Origin of the sequence: Crossiella sp. SN42 (assembly GCF_023897065.1) — a bacterium.
Taxonomy (GTDB): Bacteria; Actinomycetota; Actinomycetes; order Mycobacteriales; family Pseudonocardiaceae; genus Crossiella.
The window spans coordinates 12,953-29,277 of the sequence record NZ_JAMHIV010000028.1 but is presented as its reverse complement, the minus strand read 5'-3'; the positions used below and the strand labels follow the sequence as shown (position 1 = coordinate 29,277).

The following is a 16,325-nucleotide window of genomic DNA, read 5'->3' as shown; positions in this document are numbered from 1 at the left end:
CAAAAGCTCAAATGAAGCTGCGCCGTCTCACCTGAACCACGTAATCATGAACCCTGTCCTGTGACACAGGGTGACTCGCGGGCGCTTGACCGGCCGTAGTGCAGGTCCTGAGCGATCTTGCCGGGTAGCGGTTGCGGCTGATCAAGGCGTGGGCAAACGCTGGCGGTCCGGAAGTGGTCAGCCCAGGTCGCCCGTTTGGGCGGACCGTTTGGCTGCACGATCGAGCTAACTCGGAAGATCGACCAGATCGGTGCGCGAGGCCAGGCCGAGCTTGCGGAGCACCTTGGCCACGTGCTGCTCGACCGTGCGCGGGGACAGGAAGAGCACCTCGGCGATCTCCCGGTTGGTCCGGCCGTGGGTCAGCAACCGGGCCACATCCCGCTCCCTCGGCGACAGCTCGGGCCCGTAGCCCCGCCTGCCCCGCCGGGCCTGCGCGGCGGGCGCGGGCGCGGTCAGGCCGTGTTCGCGCAGGTGGCGGCGGCAGCTGGCGGCATCCCGCGCCGCGCCCAGCCGGTCGAACACGGCGGCGGCCTCGGTCAGCTCCGCCACCGCGGGCTCCCCGGCGACCAGCCGCAGCCGGGCGGCCTCCTGCCGGGCCTGCGCGGCCAGGTAGGGGTTGGGCAGCTCGGCGTAGGCGGCCGCGGCGGCGTTGAGCGCCTCGGCTCCGGCGGCCAGCCTGCCGCGGGCGCCCAGCAGCAGGCCCTGCCCGGCCAGCGCGGCCGCGGCGGCCAGCGGCGCGGCCTTGCCCTCGGTCTCGGCGGTGAAGGTGGCCAGCAGTTCCGCGGCCGCCGGGAGCTGGCCGGTGTTGATCCTGGCCTGCAGAGCGACCGGCAGAAGTTCGGCGGCCCAGAGCCAGACACCTTTGCGGCGCACGATGGACAGGCCCAGCTCGGCGTGCGCCAGCGCGGCCTCGTGCTCGGCCCTGGACAGCTGCATCTGGGTGTAGGCGGCGGCCGCGACCATGATCACCGGGGTGAACGCGTCCTCCGGGGTGTCCAGCCCGGTGGCGCCCAGGTGCGCCTCGGCCTCCGGCCACTCGCCGCGGGCCACCGCGAGCTGGCCGAGCACCAGGGACAGCTCGGTGGCCACCGGGCGCAGGTCGCGGTAGTCCTCCAGCAGCCGGGCGCAGCGCTCGGCCAGGCCGTCCCAGCGGCCGGTGGAGAAGTCCAGCCTGGCCGCGGTGGCCCGGCCGACGCTGACGATGAACGGCAGGTTGACCTCGGTGGCCATCCGCAGGCCTGGGTCCAGCCAGGCGCGGGCCTCCCGGTAGTGGCCGGTGGTCGCGAAGGAGTCGCCGAGGTTGCAGTAGGCCCTGGTCAGATGCTGCTTCCCGGCCTCGGTGGCGGCCTGCCGGGGCAGCCGCTCCAGGTCCGGCCGGACCCCGGCGTCGCCGAGCAGGACCCGGGAGCCGAGCTGGTTGGCCAGCAGGTTGAGGGTGAGGTCCGGGTCCGGATCGGCCTCGATGACCTCCTGCACCCTGGCCATCCAGCGCAGGTTCTCCCCTACCGCCACCGTGCCGCGGAAGGGTTGGGCCAGCACAGACATCGCCTTGGCGCCCAGCGCGGAGCGCACGCCCACCTCCTCGATGGCCATCGCGATGTCCCGGCGCCCCTCCTCAAGGCCGCCGGCCTCGCGGACCAGCAGGAAACCCAGGTTCATCCGGGTGGCGCCGCGGGCGGCGGGGGACAGGCGCGGGTCGTCGAGCACCCGGCGCAGCACCGCGGTCACGTCCAGCTGCTCCACCCCGCGCACCGCGGCCGCGCCGAGCTTGCCCGCCAGCCGGTCCATGTCCGCGGTGGACAGCTCGGGCAGCTCGACCAGCTGCTGGTACAGCTCGGTGGCCAGCCCGGCCTCGCCCACCGCGGCGGCGTGGTCCGCGGCCGCCTCGCAGTGCCGCCGCCAGCCCGCCCGGTCGCCGGACTCCTTGCTGTGCCTGGCCAGCTGCACCCACGGCGTCGGCTCGGCGGTGGCCAGCTGGGCGGCCGCGCGGGCGTGCAGCTGCCGCCGGTCCGGGCCGGGAATGGTGTCGTAGACGGCCTCCTGGGCCAGCGCGTGCCGGAAGCCGTAGCGGCGGCCGGGCAGCTCGTGCAGCACCACCCCGGCCAGCGCCTGCACCAGCGCGGTGCCCACCTCGGCCGGGGTCATCCCGGCGACCACGGCCAGCAGGTCCTCCTCGGCGGGCACGCCGAGCACGGCGGCCGCGCGCACGATCCGGGCCGCCAGCGGGTCCAGCGCGGCCAGCCGTTCGGTGGTGGCCTCGCGCAGCAGCACCGGCACCCGCAGGTGGTCCAGCAGGCGGCGCGCGGTCGCGGTGCGCACCTCGCCGGCGGTGTCCCGCAGCGCGTGCAGCGCCTCCTCCACCACGAACGGGATGCCCGCGGTGCGCTCGTGCAGCCGGGCGGCGAACCCGGCCGCGGGCAGCGGGTTGCCAAGGATTGTGCTGGCCAGCTCGTGCACCCCGGCCACGTCCAGCGGGGCCAGCCGGAGCACCGCGGCGCTGACCCCGTGCGCGGGCCGGAACGCGCTGCCGAGCAGGGCGCCGCCCAGGTCCTCGCGGCGGTAGGTGACCACCAGGGACAGCTCCGGCGGCGGGCTGGCCACCAGGAACCGCAACAGGTCCCGGCTGCTGTCATCGCCCCAGTGCAGGTCCTCCAGCACCAGCAGGGTGGGCCCGGCCGCGATCAGCAGCTCGCGCACCGCGCGGAAGAGCCGGTGCCGCTCACCGGCGGGATCGCCCAGCGGCTCGGGCTGGGGCGGCAGCCGGTCCGCGATCTCCGGCAGCAGCGGCCGCAGCACCCCGGTGACCGGGTTGAGCCCGGCGCCGACCCGGTTGCCCAGCGCGCCGAGGGCCTCCAGCACCGGGCCGTACGGGAAGGGCTCGCGCAGCGGCTGGCAGTGTCCGAGCAGCACCGGGATCCGGCTGGTGGCCAGCAGTTCGCCGAGCAGCCGGGTCTTGCCGATGCCCGCCTCGCCCTCGACCAGCACCAGCGCGGGCGGCCTGGCCACCGCCTCGGCCAGGATGCCCAGCTCGCGGTGCCGGCCGACGAGCACCGGTGAGCTGGTGCGCAGGCCGTTGTCCCTCGCCATCGCATGCTCCCCAGGTGTGTGAACCAATGGCTATCTTCGCTGGTCCGGCGCGCTCGTGCGTCCCTCCGGTCGACGGGTTTTCAGTGAGTACCGGCCGAAGGAAACTGAAACGGCTGTGAAGCCATTGTTTCCGCTTACCCTGCGAATCGGTGGCCACCGACGATTTCCCTGCAATCGGAAGGCTGAGCACATGCGAAAGTCGACGGTCGTTGTCTGTCTGACCGCGGTGGCGTTGAGCGCCGCCGCGGGAATGGGAGCTCCGCCAGCGTTCGCCGAGGCCGAGGTGGTGGGCGCGTCGGCGCCGGTGCCGGGCAGCTACATCGTGGTGCTGAAGGACGGGGCCACCGCCTCCGACGCGCTGGCCACCCGTTACGGCGGGGTGCTGCAGGAGGCCTACACCGCCACCCTGCGCGGCTTCCACCTGCGGAACCTGACCGAGCGCCAGGCCAGGCGGCTGGCCGCGGACCCGGCGGTGCGCAAGGTCTACCAGGACGGCACCGCGCGGATCAGCCAGGACAACGCCACCTGGGGCCTGGACCGCTCCGACCAGCGGAACCTGCCGCTGGACCGCAAGTACAACCCGGCAGGCACCGGCGCGGGCGTGACCGCGTACGTCATCGACAGCGGCATCCGCAAGTCGCACAGCGAGTTCGGCGGCCGGGCCAGCATCGGCGCGGACTTCCTCAACGACGGCCAGAACGGCAACGACTGCCACGGCCACGGCACGCACGTGGCGGGCACCATCGCGGGCAAGACCTACGGCATCGCCAAGGAGGCCAAGGTCGTCGCACTGCGCGCGCTGGGCTGCGACGGCACCGCGCCGGACTCGGCCGCGGTCAGCGCGATGGAGTGGGTGACCAAGAACGGCGTGCGCCCCGGCGTGGTGAACATGAGCCTGGGCATGGACAACGTGGGCATGGGCGACGAGGCGCTCAAGGCCTCGGTCAAGGCCGGGTTCACCTACGTGGTGGCCGCTGGGAACAGCTCTGCCGACGCCTGCGGGACCAGCCCAGCCCGGGTGCCGGAGGCCATCACGGTCGGCGCCACCGGCCGCTCGGACAGCCGCGCGGGCTTCTCCAACTACGGCCGCTGCGTGGACATCTTCGCGCCGGGGGAGAGCATCACCTCGGCCTCGCACCGCTCGGACACCGGCACCGCGGGCATGAGCGGCACCTCGATGGCCAGCCCGCACGTGGCAGGCGGGGCGGCGCTGGTGCTGGGCGCGAACAAGAACGCCAGCCCGGCCGAGGTGACCAAGGCGCTGCTGGACAAGTCCACGCCGAACGTGGTGAAGAACCCGGGTTCCGGTTCGCCGAACAAGCTCATGTACGTGGGTAAGTGAAATTTCCCATGAACTGAAAAATCACTTCGGCTCGCCCGCCATTTATCTGGTGGGCGAGCCGAAGTGGCTCAGTTCCATTCCCAGCGCAGGCCGACAATTCCGGCCGGCACGTCCAGCGCGACCAGGTGCGCGGTGCGGAAGGCCCCGATCCACACGTCCTGCCGCCCCACCTCGGCAGACCACAGCCCGTGCCGATAGGTCTGGAAGCACCGGCTGGGCACCGCGTCCCGGTGGAACTCCACCTGCGCCACGTACTCCCGCACCGGCCGCCGGAACCGGTGCAGCCTGCTCGCCGAGGCCTGCCCAGCGGGCCAGACCACCTCGTACTCCAGCACCGCGGTGTCCCCGGTGCGCAGCATCCGGTCCAGGATCAGCTCGGTGACCACCAGCTGGCCGTCCGGCCCGACCCGGTTGCGGCCCAGGCGGCAGGACCGCCGGGGCGCCACCACCGGGGCCGCGCCCTCGCCGAGGTAGGTCACCGCGCACCGGTCCACCCCGTCCACCTCGGCCCTGATCACCGCGCGCACCGTGCTGGCCCCGTCCACCCCGTGCTCGTCCACGGTGTGCGTCTCCTGCAGGCTCAGGTAGGTCAGCTGCTCCTCGGTGGGCGCGCCGAGGGTCTCCAGCAGCCCGGTCAGCGTGGCCGCGTCCTCCCACAGGGTGTCCAGCGGCCGCACCGGGAAGCTGCGGCTCAGCCAGCGCCCGCGCGGCCGCCGCGGCCCGAGCAGGCCGAGCAGGGTCTGCCGGGGCAGCCCGAGCACCTCCTCCAGCACGCCGACCGCGGCCAGCGACTCCCGCCGCTCCGGCTGGCTGCGGCCGCGCCGCCAGTAGCTGAGGGTGGACAGGCTGACCCGGACCCCTCGCTGGGCCAGCCTGCGTTGCAGCGAGTCCAGACTCAGCCCGCTGCGCTCGATCGCGTCGTTCAGCGCGGCCGGGAAGTTCTCCAGCACGGTGGGGGCTTCACCGGCACGGGGGGCGGGCAGCGGGAACGAGCTCAGGCGCATGGCCGTCACTGTCCGGCCGTGCCGGAGCGCCGAACAATCCGGAACCCACTAGGTAGGGGGTACGCGACTATTGCGCGCTCGTGATCAGTGTCACCCGGACGGGTGGTAGTTGGGGCCGCTCGGCAGACTAGGTTCTTACTAACGAAGGTTAGCCTTCCCTTATCAGGCTGTTGACGAAGTGAGGACGCATGACCACGCGGCACGCCAGCACCGTGAGCCCGGTCGAGCTGCTGTCGGACTACCGCGCCGGATCGTCGTTCTTCTTCTCCTCCCCGCACGGCGTGCTGCTCGCCGAGGGAGTCGCGGCCACCGTGCCCAGCGTCGCCGCCCCAGGCGAGCTGGGCGCGCTGCCCGCCAGGGTGGCCGCGGCGCTCGCCGAGGCCGAGCCTGGCGCGCTGGTGGTCGGCGCGGTGCCCTTCGACCACAACGCGGCGGCCAGCCTGGTGGTGCCCGAGGGGGTGCGCCGGGCCGGGGCCTTCCCCGCCGAGCTCCGGCTGCCCGAGCTCAGCATGAACGTGCCGGAGTGGGAGATCACCCCGGTGCCCGAACCAGCGGCGTACGTGCGCTCGGTGCGCGCCGCGCTCACCCCGCTGCGTTCGGGCGAGCTGGACAAGGTGGTGCTGTCCCGCTCGCTGGAGCTGACCGCGCCCACCACGGTGGACCTCGGCCCGCTGCTGAACAACCTGATCCGCCGGGACCCGACCGGCTACACCTTCGCCGCCGACCTGCCCGGCCGCACCCTCATCGGCGCCAGCCCCGAGCTGCTGCTCACCCGCCGGGGCGCCAGCGTGGTCTCCAACCCCCTCGCCGGCTCCGCCGCGCGCAGCGCCGACCCGGAGGAGGACCGGCGCCGGGCCGAGGCCCTGCTGGTCTCGGCCAAGGACCGGCACGAGCACGCGGTGGTGGTGGACGCGGTGGCCGCCGGGCTGCGCCCGTACTGCCGGACCCTGGACGTGCCAGCCGCCCCGGAGCTGGTGCGCACCGCGACCATGTGGCACCTGTCCACCAGGGTCACCGGCGAGCTGGCGGACGAGCGGACCTCCGCGCTGGAGCTGGCCGCGGCGCTGCACCCGACCCCCGCGGTGTGCGGCACGCCGGTCGGCGCGGCCAGGGACAAGATTCATGCGCTGGAACCTTTCGACCGCGGCTTCTACACCGGCATGGTGGGCTGGTGCGACGGCAACGGCGACGGCGACTGGGTGGTCACCATCCGCTGTGCCGAGGCCGATGACCACTCGCTGCGGCTCTTCGCCGGGGCGGGCATCGTCGGGGACTCCAGCCCGGAGGCCGAACTGGCCGAGACCGCGGCGAAGTTCCGTACGCTGCTGCTGGCCATGGGCATCGAGCAGATCGCCTGAGCTGGAGGACCTGGGTGCACACCGAGGCGGTCCGCGACGCGCTCGCGGACGAGGAACTGGCGTACTGGCAGCTGCTGCCCGCGCGGCAGCAACCCAGCTGGACCGACCCGGCGCTGGCCGCGGCGCACCGCGCCGAGCTGGCCGCCCGGCCGGGCCTGGTGCACTGGGCCGAGGTGGACGGGCTGCACCGCTGGCTGGCCGAGGTGGCGGGCGGCAGCGCCAAGGTGGTGCAGGCCGGCGACTGCGCGGAGGACCCGGCGGAGTGCACGCCGGAACACATCGCGCGCAAGGTGGCCATGCTGGACGCGCTGGCCGGGGTGGTCGGCGGGGCCAGCGGGCTGCCGGTGGCGCGGGTGGGCCGGTTCGCCGGTCAGTTCGCTAAGCCGCGCTCCAAGCCCTCGGAACGCTGCGGCGACCTGGAGCTGCCGTCCTACCGCGGCCACCTGGTCAACGGCCCGGAAGCCGAGCTCGCCGCCCGCCGCCCGGACTCCGCCCGGCTGGTGTCCTGTTATGAGGCGGCCAGTGTCGCGGTGGGCGCGCTGCGCGGTGCGCGCAGGCCGTTCGGGCAGCCGGTGTGGACCTCGCACGAGGCGCTGGTGCTGGACTACGAGCTTCCGTTGCTGCGCAAGAACTCCGCCGGTCAGACCTTCCTGACCTCCACGCACTGGCCGTGGATCGGCGACCGGACCCGCCAGCCCGACGGCGCGCACGTGCGCCTGCTCGCCTCGGTGGCCAACCCGGTGGCCTGCAAGGTCGGCCCGACCACCCCGCGCGCGGACCTGCTCAAGCTGTGCGAGGTGCTGGACCCGCACCGCACCCCCGGCCGGTTGACCCTGATCGCCCGCTTCGGCGTGCGCCGGGCCCCCGAGCTGGCGCCGCTGGTGGCCGCGGTGCACGCGGCGGGCCACCCGGTGGTCTGGCTGAGCGATCCCATGCACGGCAACACGATCAGCGCCGCGGGCGGGGTCAAGACCCGGCGGCTGGCCGACCTGATCGCCGAGGTCAGCCAGTTCCTGCGGATCGTGCCCGAACAGGGCGGCGTCGCGGGCGGCCTGCACCTGGAGGCCACCCCCGACCCGGTCACCGAATGCCTGGGCGCGGGCGTGGAGGCCGACGACCTCGGCCGCTGCTACACCTCGCTGTGCGACCCCCGGCTGAACCAGCAGCAGGCCATCACCCTGGCCGCTGCCTGGCACTGACCAGCCCGGTCTCGTAGGCCAGCACGATCGCCTGGGCGCGGTCGCGCAGGGCGAGCTTGGCCAGGATGCGGTTGAGGTGGGTCTTCACGGTCTGCTCGGAGAGCACCAGCTCCACCGCGATCTCGGTGTTGGACAGGCCCCTGGCGACCAGGGTGAGCACCTCGGTCTCCCGGTTGGTCAGCACCGCCAGCCGTTCCGGGCGGGCCGCCGGTGCGGGGCGGCTGCGGACGAACTCGCTGATCAACCGGCGGGTCACGGCGGGCGCGAGCAGCGCGTCCCCGGCCGCGACCACCCGGATCGCGTTGACCAGCTCGGCGGCGGGCGCGTCCTTGAGCAGGAAGCCGCTGGCGCCGGCCCGCAGCGCCTCGAACACGTAGTCGTCCAGGTCGAAGGTGGTCAATACCAGCACCCGCAACGGGTTCTCGGTCTCACCGTCCGAAGTGGACTCTTCGCCGAGTAGCCGACGGGTGGTCTCCAGGCCGTCCAGGCGGGGCATCCGGATGTCCATCAGCACCACGTCCGGCCGCTGCCCGCGCGCGTCCAGCTCGGCGATGCCGGTCAGCGCCTCGATCCCGTCACCGGCGGTGCCCACCACCGTCATACCGTCCTGGGCGCCGAGCAGACCGGCGAAGCTCTCCCGCACCATCGCCTGGTCGTCGACCACGTAGACCCGGATCACGCCGCCCCCTCGGTGCTGTCCGCCAACGGAATCCTCGCCCGCACGGTATACCCGCCGTCCGGCCGCGGCCCGGCCTGGAGCTCGCCGCCGACGATGCCGATCCGCTCTCGCATCCCGGTGATCCCGTTGCCCGGCCCGGACTCCGCGCCCGCCCGTAGGCCAGGATCGTTGTCCACCACCAGTTCCAGCTCACCCGGCAGGTAACGCAGCGCCACCCGGACCGCCGCGCCGGGGGCGTGCCGCCTGGCGTTGCTCAGTGCCTCCTGGGTCACCCGGTACACCGCCAGTCCGGCCGCCGAGGGCACGGGCCGCGCCGTGCCCTCGACGGCCAGCGCCACCGCCACCCCGGACCGCTCCGCCTCGGCCACCAGCTCCGGCAGTTCGGCCAGGGTGGGCTGTGGCGCGAGCTCCGGCTCGGCGTCCTCGGCCCGCAGCACCCCCAACAGGCCGCGGGTCTCGGACAGCGCCTGCCGGGCCGCATCGCCAAGCTGGACCAGCTCTTCGCGCACCCGATCGTCCGAAATGGACAGTCGGTAGGGCGCGCTGTCGGTGCGCACCGCGATCATCGACAGGTGGTGCGCGATGATGTCGTGCAGTTCCCTGGCGATCCGGGCGCGCTCGGCCAGCACCGCGGTCTTGGCCTGCTCGTCGGCCATGTCCCTGCGCACCCAGGCCAGTTCGGAGGTGGCCGCGTCCTCCCGGCTGCGCGACACCCCGATCACCACCGCGACCACCGCGAACACCACGGCGAACGGCGAGTCCGGCACCCCGGACAGCGGCAGCGCGGCGGCCAGGTAGGTCAGCAGCACGGTCAGCACGCCGACGGTCGCCCGGTCCCGTTGCGGGGCGCGGGCCACCGCCGCGAAGACCGCGGGGATGAGGGCCAGCGCGCCGATCGACCACGGCCGCTCGATCGCGGGCACCCCCGGCAGGATCCTGGGGAACTCGACCAGCAGCGGCGCCACCGCCAGCGTGGCCAGCAGGCCCATCGCCAGCCGCCACGCGGTCACCGGCGACCGGTTGCTCAACAGCCAGGGCAGCAGGTGCGCCAGGGTGAGCAGCGCGCCGGCCACCGGGTTGAACGCGGTGAACCAGGTGACTCCGTTGGCCACGGCCAGCAACGCGAACAGCAGCACCGCGGTCTTGCGGCGCACCCACCGGGGACCCGGCAGCCAGGTCACCGGCGGTCCCCAGTCGGCGTCCCGCGCGGTGACCAGCGTCCGCCAGGTCGCCCGCAACCCGGTTCCGAGGTGTTTCAGCATGCCGCCGACGCTAGTCAGAGCCACGCCGCCGATCGTCACACGCTGGTACCGCATCCGGAGTCAAACCACGGGGTGACGACGAGACAAAAACGGCCCGGCCACTCTCGGTCACATGGATCCCACCCTCCGGCTGATCACCCGGTTGCTGGCCACCTCCGCGCTGTGCTGGCTGGCCTGCGCGGTCCTGGTGGCCGTCTTCGTCGACTTCGTCTACTTCGGACAGTTGGACCCGTTCCGGTCCACCTTCAGCGAGTTCATCTTCACCGAGCAGGGCGCCCGGCTGGTCGGGGTCAGCATGCTGGCCACCGCGTTCGGCTCGCTGGTCCTCGGCGGCGCGCTGATCAGCGCGGGCGTGCCCGGCGGGCGGCGGGCGGCCTGGCTGATCGCGGTGTGGGCGCTGGGCCTCGGCGTGGCCGCGGTGTTCCCGATGGAGCCGGTGCACGAACCGCTCACCCCTTACGGCGCGGTGCACCGCTACGCCGCGCTGACCGGGTTCATCACCCTGCCGCTGGCCGGTCTGCTGCTGGCCGCCCGGTTCCGCGGCCATCCGCAGTGGTCACCGCTGTGCCGGCCGCTGCGGGTGGTCTCGATGCTCGGCCTGGCCGGCGTGCTGGCCTTCCTGGCCACCTTCCTGCCGCTGGACCGGCCGATGTGGTTGCTCGGTGAACGTGGTTACAGCGGTGCGGCCGAACGGCTGTTGCTGGCCGCCCATGTGGTGCTGTTGCTCCTGCTGGCCTGGCGGGTCCGTCGGCACACAACGCAGCCGGAGATCACCCCGAAGCGGGAACCCGGACTCGTCCGTGTCGAACGCTGTTGATGTCCACAGTGGACACCTAGCGTGAGGGGATGCGCCGAACCGCCGCCCTGGCCGCCCTGCTCGCGGCCGTCGCCGCCGTCCCAGCCGCCGCCGCGGCCCCCGGCACCAAGCTGGAGTTCACCGCCACCCGCAAGCTGATCACCCTGCCCGCGGTGCCGTTGCCCGGCATCGCCTACGCGGTCCAGTCCGACCTGGCCAACACCGACGGCTCGGCCGCGGGCAAGCTGACCATCAGCTGCACCGTGGTCGGCCTGACCCCGGAACTGCACATCGAGGCCCAGTGCCTGCACATCTACCGCTTCCAGGACGCCGCGGAGATCCACAGCACCGCGCGGGTGACCAGGAAGCTGGCCAGCGAGGACAAGCACCAGCAGGTCATCGTCGGCGGCACCGGCCGCTTCCGCGGCGCGAAGGGCGAGGGCAGCATCGTCTTCGACACCGACAAGACGGTGAAGTACACGCTGGACTACGACCTCTAGGGCGATCAGGGCACCGTGATCGCGGCGACCATCAGGTGCCGCATGGTCGCGGTCACCTCGGCCGGGGGCAGCGGTCGCTCGGCCGCCTGCCACTCGCGCAGCAGCCCGGTCACCGCGCCCACCAGCGCGGTCGCGATCAGGTGGTAGTCCCGGACCGGGGCCTGCCCGCGCTGGGCCGCCCTGGTGGCCTCGCTCTCGATCAGCGTGCTCCACTCCGCCACCCAGCGCTGGTGCTGCCGCTCCATCGCCGGGCTCACCCCGACCGCCTCCACGTAGGCCAGCCGGGGGCGGCGCGGGTCGGCGGTGATGTCGGCCATGAACACCTCAAGCAGGGTGCCGATCCGCTCCGGCGCGTCCGCGCTGTCCGGCAGCGTGCGCAGGGCGCCGACCACGTGGTGCAGGGCGACCGCGTTGATGTCGTTGTGCAGGCTCAGCAGCAGGGCCTCCTTGTTCGCGAACTCCTCGTAGAAGTTCCGCGTGGAGACCCCGGCGTGCGTGCACAGCTGCTCGATGCGGGTGCCGTGGTAGCCGGCGGTGGTGAACAGCTCCAGCGCGGCCTCGACCAGCCGGGCCCGGCGGTCGGCCTTGCGCTGTTCGGGACGCATGCCGCGGTAGATGCGCGCGGTTGTCCCCGTCTCCTGGGCCATACCTCCAGCGTAGATCGTTCGGGGGGTGTGCACCGGTCAAGTGGTCATGACCATTGCCACATCTGGGCCGGACGGCCTAGCGTGTGAAAATCTCGATTACCACAGCGAGCGTCCCAAGGAGGTCGCCCGTGTCGCCGTCCCCCCGACTCCGACTGCTCGGCGCAGGTCTGCTGACCGCGTTAGCCCTGACCACCCTGCCCGGCACCGCCACCGCGGCCCCCGCCGCCGTCCCCCTGCCCTCCGCGGATCCCTTCTACCAGCCGCCGAACCCGCTGCCCGCTGGCAAGCCCGGCGACCTGCTGCGCTCCCGCCAGGTCAAGGTCACCGTGCTCGGCCTGGAGGTCCCGGTCTCGGCCTGGCAGATCCTCTACCGCTCCACCGCGGCCACCGGCGCGCCGATGGCGGTATCCGGCACGATCCTGGTGCCGCAGACCCCGTCCACCGGCAAGCCGCGTCCGCTGGTGAGCTACGCGGTCGGCGCGCACGGCCTGCACGAGACCTGTGCGCCCTCCTACAAGATGCGCACCGGCACCGAGAACGAGGTGGCCCTGATCGGCCAGTTCCTGCTCGCCGGGTTCGCCGTGGTGATCACCGACTACCAGGGCCTCGGCACGCCGGGACCGCACACCATGGCGGTCGGCCCGGCCGCCGGGCACGCCATGCTGGACGCGGTGCGGGCCGCGCAGAAGACGCCCGGACCGGAGCTCGGGGTCGGCCCGGTCGGCATCTACGGCTACTCCCAGGGCGGCCAGGCCGCCAGCCACGCCGGTGAGCTCCAGCCGACCTACGCGCCGGAGCTCCAGGTGGCCGGGGTGGTCGCCGGTGGCATCCCGCGCGACCTGCGCGAGCTGTTCCCGGTGATCGACGGCGGCCCGTTCTCTGCGCTGATGATCGGCGCGGTCTCCGGCCACATGGGCGCCTACCCGGACCTGCCGGAGGAGCTCATCAACGAGGCCGGGAAGAAGCTGATCGCCAAGCAGCGCACCGAGTGCATCGTCGGCACCATGCTGCTCACCGGCGCGTTCAAGCGGCTCAAGGATCTGACCACGGTGCCGGATGCGATCAAGGACCCGCGCTGGCAGGCCCGGCTGGCCGCGGACGTGCCGGGCAGCCGCAAGCCGACCGCGCCGGTGCTGCTCTTCCACGGCGACTTCGACGAGGTCATCCCGTTCAAGGTGGCCAAGCCGCTGCTGGCCGACTACTGCGCGCGGGGCGCGACCGTGGAGTGGCGGACCACGCACCTCACCGAGCACATCCTGGGCAACATCGCCGGGGTGCCGATGGCGGTGTCCTGGCTGAAGGCCCGGTTCGCCGGGGTGCCCGCCGCCACCTCCTGCTGAGCGACGACAGCGGGGCCGCCCGATCCGGACGGCCCCGCTGTGCTGCCAGGACTCAGTTCACCACGTCCGTGCGGGACCGGCGGACCAGCTCGGCCAGGTCGTTCATCACCTTGGTGAAGGACTGGTAGCTCATCGGCGCGGCCGCGAACCACGGCCCGACCTGGTCGGCCTGCACCGCGGGGTGCAGCTTCCAGGTGGCCACCTCGGCCATCTGCGTGGGCGTCAGCGCCTGGGCCTCCCGGTTGTCCACCAGCACCAGGTCGGCCGGGTATTCCCGGACCTGCTCCCAGCTGATCTTCTGGAAGTAGGCCTCGCCCTGGGCGGGCTCGTAGACGTCCAAGCCGAGGGACCGGAAGTACTTCAGGTCGCCGGACTCCTGCGGCCGCACCAGGTACAGGTCGTTCTTGGTCGCGCTGACCACCAGCACCTTCAGGCCCGGCTTGCTCTTGGCCGCCTCGCGCAGGTTGTTCTCCGCCTTGGCGAACTCGGCCTTGGCCGCGGCCACCGCGCCGCCCTTGACGTCCGCGCCCAGCGCGCTCGCCAGGGTCTCGAACCGGGCCAGCGCCTCGGGGATCGGCTTGCCGCCGATCTTGATGCCCGCGGTCGGCTTGACCTTGTCCTTGGCGGTGTCCGGGATGTACCAGAGCGTGTCGTCGTACATCGTGGTGATGGTCAGCTCCGGCCGCAGCGAGGCGAACTTCTCCAGGTTGAACTCGCCGTAGGTGGTGCCGACCGACTGGACCGCGCCGAGGTCCACGTTGCCGATCTGCGGGTCGGGGCGGCCGTCGGCGAGCTTCTGCGGGCCGAACACGCCGGTGACCTTGACGCCGAAGTCCCACAGCGTGCCGGCGGCCGCGGACTGGGCCACGATCCGGGTCGGCTTGGCGGGCAGGCTGATCTTCTCGCCGCGGTCGTCGGTGAACTCCCACGAGCCGCCGCCTGCCGGACCGGTGGCGGAGCAGGCGGCGAGCAGTCCGGCGGTGGCCAGCACGGCCCCGGCGCGGAGCAGTCGGCGGGTGGATCCCAGCATGTTCTTTCCTTTCAGCCGGCGTTGGCTCGGTTGGCCCTGGCCAGCAACCACAACAGGAACGGCGCCCCGATCACGCCGGTCACCACGCCGACCGGGAGCTCGGCCGGTAGCAGGGTCCGCGCGATCAGGTCGCTGATGAGCAGGAGCAGGGACCCGGCCAGCCCGGAGGCCAGCACGGGCGGGGTGGCCGACCGGCACAGCCGCAGCGCGAGCTGCGGGGAGACCAGCGCGACGAAGACGATCGGCCCGGCCGCCGCGGTGGCCACCGCGGCCAGCCCGACCGCGACCAGGCCGAGGGACAGCCTGGCCCGCTGCACCGGGATGCCGAGTCCGGTGGCGGTGTCGTCGTTGAACTGCAAGGCATCCAGCCAGCCGCGCAGCAGCAGGGTGAGCGGCAGCAGCACGACCACGGCCACTGCGATCCAGGTGACGTGGCCGAAGTTGCGGGCGTTGAGCGTGCCGGTGAGCCAGACCATCGCGCCCTGCGCGTCGTAGACACCCAGGCTCAGCAACAGATAACTCGTCGCGCCGGTGCACAGCGCCTGCACGCCGATGCCGACCAGCACGATCCGGTAGCCGGTGGTGCCGCGCTTCCAGGCGAGTGTGTACACCGCGAAGGCGGAGGCCAGCGAGCCGAGCAGGGCCAGCAGCGGCACGCCGAGCCCGCCGCCGAGGCCGAGCGCGGTGCCCGCGACCACCACCACGTTCGCGCCGCCGGTGATCCCGATCAGGTCCGGGCTGGCCAGCGGGTTGCGGGTGAGCGACTGGAACAGCGCGCCCGCCACGCCGAAGGCCAGGCCCACCAGCAGACCGACCAGCGCGCGCGGCAAGCGGAGCTCCTGCACCACCAGCAAAGTGGAGTAGTCGCCGATGCCGCCGAGCGCGGCCACCACCTCGTCCAGGCCGAGCTGGAACTCGCCGGTGGCCAGGCTGACGCAGAACATCAGCAGGGTCAGCGCGGCCAGCAACAGGGACACCGCGCTGACGCGGGCCCGGTTGCCCAGTCTCACCGGGGTCGTCGTCACGTGATCACAGCTCCGGGAGGCGCTGGCGGCGGACCAGCGCGATGAAGAAGGGCGCGCCGAGGAAGGCGACGATGATGCCGACCTGGAGCTCCTCCGGCCTGGCCAGCACCCGGCCGAGGATGTCCGCGCCCAGCAACAGGATCGGCGCGATCACCGCCGAGTAGGTCAGCACCCAGCGGTGGTCGGGCCCGGTGATGATCCGGGCCATGTGCGGCACCACCAGGCCGAGGAAGACCATCGGCCCGCAGGCGGCCGCGGCCGACCCGGCGAGCAGGGTGATCGCGATGACCGAGACCAGCCGGATCCGGCCGACGTTGCGGCCCAGCGCCCTGGCCACGTCCTCGCCGAGGGCCAGGCTGTTCAGCGCCGGGCTCACTGCGAGCGCGAGCACCGCGCCCACGATGAGGAACGGCAGCAGCTGGTAGAGCACGGCCGGGTCCTGGCCGTTGATCGCGCCGACCGCCCAGAACCGGTAGCGGTCCAGGGTGGCCGCGTCCAGCAGCAGCACCGCGGAGACCATCGAGTTGAGCATCGCCGAGACCGCGGCCCCGGCCAGCGCGAGCTTGGCCGGGCGGGCGCCGTCCCGGCCGAGGCTGCCCAGCCCGAAGACCACCACGGTGGCCACCAGCGCGCCGGCGAAGGCGAACCACACGTAGCCGTAGAAGGAGGCGATCCCGCCGAAGAGCGCGGACAGCGTCACGCCGAAGGCCGCGCCCGAGGTGACGCCGAGGATTCCGGGGTCCGCCAACGGGTTGCGGGTCACGCCCTGCATCAGCGCGCCGGCCAGGCCCAGCGCCGCGCCGACCGCGAGGCCGAAGCCGGTGCGCGGCATCCGCAGCCCGCGCACGATCGCCTCCGCCTCCGGGCTCTCCGGCCGGAACACCGCGGTGAACACCTCGCCGAAACCCAGGTCGGTGGTGCCCACCATGATGGACAGCACGCACACCAGCAGCAGCACACCGAGGGCGAGGAGCAACCCGAGTGGGCGCGACAGACCGGCCCCTGACGACCGACCGGTCGCCACGGGCTGCCGCTTTTCGACCGTGGTCACCCGGT

At 73.0% G+C, this 16,325-nt stretch carries 14 protein-coding genes; 6 read left to right on the top strand and 8 right to left on the bottom strand.

All coding sequences use genetic code 11. From position 1 onward, the window contains the following. Nucleotides 1-225: 225 nt before the first annotated feature. Nucleotides 226-3,087 (bottom strand): AAA family ATPase, encoded by a 2,862-nt coding sequence (locus M8C13_RS30365; protein ID WP_252484171.1) that lies wholly within the window; start codon nt 3,085-3,087, stop codon nt 226-228. Nucleotides 3,088-3,277: 190 nt separating this feature from the next. Here M8C13_RS30365 and M8C13_RS30360 point away from each other — a divergent pair, with 190 nt between their 5' ends. Next, nucleotides 3,278-4,429 carry a S8 family peptidase gene (locus tag M8C13_RS30360; protein WP_252484170.1) on the top strand — a complete coding sequence of 384 codons (1,152 nt, stop codon included), beginning with the start codon at nt 3,278-3,280 and terminating at the stop codon, nt 4,427-4,429. Nucleotides 4,430-4,497: 68 nt separating this feature from the next. Here the strand turns inward: M8C13_RS30360 and M8C13_RS30355 are convergent, their stop codons facing one another. After that, entirely contained in the window at nt 4,498-5,433 is a 936-nt protein-coding gene (locus tag M8C13_RS30355) for an XRE family transcriptional regulator (RefSeq protein WP_252484169.1), read from the bottom strand. Nucleotides 5,434-5,621: 188 nt separating this feature from the next. Here M8C13_RS30355 and dhbC point away from each other — a divergent pair, with 188 nt between their 5' ends. Both dhbC and M8C13_RS30345 read left to right on the top strand, forming a co-directional pair. Continuing rightward, nucleotides 5,622-6,791 (top strand): isochorismate synthase DhbC, encoded by a 1,170-nt coding sequence (dhbC, locus tag M8C13_RS30350; RefSeq protein ID WP_252484168.1) that lies wholly within the window; start codon nt 5,622-5,624, stop codon nt 6,789-6,791. 14 nt (nt 6,792-6,805) lie between these two features. Next, complete coding sequence (locus tag M8C13_RS30345) at nt 6,806-7,990, top strand: 3-deoxy-7-phosphoheptulonate synthase (RefSeq protein ID WP_252484167.1); 1,185 nt, start codon at nt 6,806-6,808, stop codon at nt 7,988-7,990. On the opposite strand, the gene M8C13_RS30340 is transcribed toward M8C13_RS30345, so the two are convergent. Beyond that, nucleotides 7,965-8,669: a response regulator transcription factor gene (locus tag M8C13_RS30340; protein ID WP_252484166.1), complete on the bottom strand. Its 705-nt coding sequence runs from the start codon at nt 8,667-8,669 to the stop codon at nt 7,965-7,967. The genes M8C13_RS30345 and M8C13_RS30340 overlap by 26 nt on opposite strands. Next, nucleotides 8,666-9,931, bottom strand: coding sequence for a sensor histidine kinase (locus M8C13_RS45585; protein WP_252484165.1), 1,266 nt, complete (start codon nt 9,929-9,931; stop codon nt 8,666-8,668). Before M8C13_RS45585 ends, M8C13_RS30340 begins: the two co-directional genes overlap by 4 nt. A 112-nt stretch (nt 9,932-10,043) precedes the next feature. Here M8C13_RS45585 and M8C13_RS30330 point away from each other — a divergent pair, with 112 nt between their 5' ends. Together M8C13_RS30330 and M8C13_RS30325 are read left to right on the top strand one after the other, a co-directional pair. Next, entirely contained in the window at nt 10,044-10,748 is a 705-nt protein-coding gene (locus M8C13_RS30330) for a DUF998 domain-containing protein (RefSeq protein ID WP_252484164.1), read from the top strand. 29 nt (nt 10,749-10,777) lie between these two features. Then, a complete protein-coding gene (locus tag M8C13_RS30325) occupies nt 10,778-11,227 on the top strand; it encodes a hypothetical protein (RefSeq protein WP_252484163.1) in 450 nt (149 codons plus the stop codon). 5 nt (nt 11,228-11,232) lie between these two features. On the opposite strand, the gene M8C13_RS30320 is transcribed toward M8C13_RS30325, so the two are convergent. Then, nucleotides 11,233-11,874 carry a TetR/AcrR family transcriptional regulator gene (locus M8C13_RS30320; protein ID WP_252484162.1) on the bottom strand — a complete coding sequence of 214 codons (642 nt, stop codon included), beginning with the start codon at nt 11,872-11,874 and terminating at the stop codon, nt 11,233-11,235. Between the two features lie 128 nt (nt 11,875-12,002). Here M8C13_RS30320 and M8C13_RS30315 point away from each other — a divergent pair, with 128 nt between their 5' ends. Then, on the top strand, nt 12,003-13,214 hold the full coding sequence (locus M8C13_RS30315) for a lipase family protein (protein ID WP_252484161.1): 1,212 nt from the start codon (nt 12,003-12,005) through the stop codon (nt 13,212-13,214). 52 nt (nt 13,215-13,266) lie between these two features. On the opposite strand, the gene M8C13_RS30310 is transcribed toward M8C13_RS30315, so the two are convergent. Genes M8C13_RS30310 through M8C13_RS30300 form a run of 3 tightly spaced genes read right to left on the bottom strand, consistent with a single transcriptional unit; the run spans nt 13,267 to nt 16,320 of the window. After that, nucleotides 13,267-14,244, bottom strand: coding sequence for an ABC transporter substrate-binding protein (locus M8C13_RS30310; RefSeq protein WP_252484160.1), 978 nt, complete (start codon nt 14,242-14,244; stop codon nt 13,267-13,269). A gap of 11 nt (nt 14,245-14,255) precedes the next feature. Continuing rightward, nucleotides 14,256-15,269, bottom strand: a complete 1,014-nt coding sequence (locus M8C13_RS30305) for an iron chelate uptake ABC transporter family permease subunit (protein ID WP_252484159.1) — start codon at nt 15,267-15,269, stop codon at nt 14,256-14,258. Nucleotides 15,270-15,273: 4 nt separating this feature from the next. Then, the gene (locus M8C13_RS30300) at nt 15,274-16,320 is read right to left on the bottom strand and encodes an iron ABC transporter permease (RefSeq protein ID WP_252484158.1); all 1,047 of its coding nucleotides are present in this window, start codon (nt 16,318-16,320) and stop codon (nt 15,274-15,276) included. Between the last annotated feature and the right edge of the window lie 5 nt (nt 16,321-16,325).

Bases quoted from the DNA above. Each gene is read 5' to 3' on its own strand.
- M8C13_RS30355 (WP_252484169.1), bottom strand. From the start codon at position 5,433: ATGCGCCTGAGCTCGTTCCCGCTGCCCGCCCCCCGTGCCGGTGAAGCC.
- M8C13_RS30310 (WP_252484160.1), bottom strand. From the start codon at position 14,244: ATGCTGGGATCCACCCGCCGACTGCTCCGCGCCGGGGCCGTGCTGGCC.
- M8C13_RS45585 (WP_252484165.1), bottom strand. From the start codon at position 9,931: ATGCTGAAACACCTCGGAACCGGGTTGCGGGCGACCTGGCGGACGCTG.
- M8C13_RS30360 (WP_252484170.1), top strand. From the start codon at position 3,278: ATGCGAAAGTCGACGGTCGTTGTCTGTCTGACCGCGGTGGCGTTGAGC.
- M8C13_RS30325 (WP_252484163.1), top strand. From the start codon at position 10,778: ATGCGCCGAACCGCCGCCCTGGCCGCCCTGCTCGCGGCCGTCGCCGCC.
- M8C13_RS30365 (WP_252484171.1), bottom strand. From the start codon at position 3,087: ATGGCGAGGGACAACGGCCTGCGCACCAGCTCACCGGTGCTCGTCGGC.
- M8C13_RS30320 (WP_252484162.1), bottom strand. From the start codon at position 11,874: ATGGCCCAGGAGACGGGGACAACCGCGCGCATCTACCGCGGCATGCGT.
- dhbC (WP_252484168.1), top strand. From the start codon at position 5,622: ATGACCACGCGGCACGCCAGCACCGTGAGCCCGGTCGAGCTGCTGTCG.
- M8C13_RS30330 (WP_252484164.1), top strand. From the start codon at position 10,044: ATGGATCCCACCCTCCGGCTGATCACCCGGTTGCTGGCCACCTCCGCG.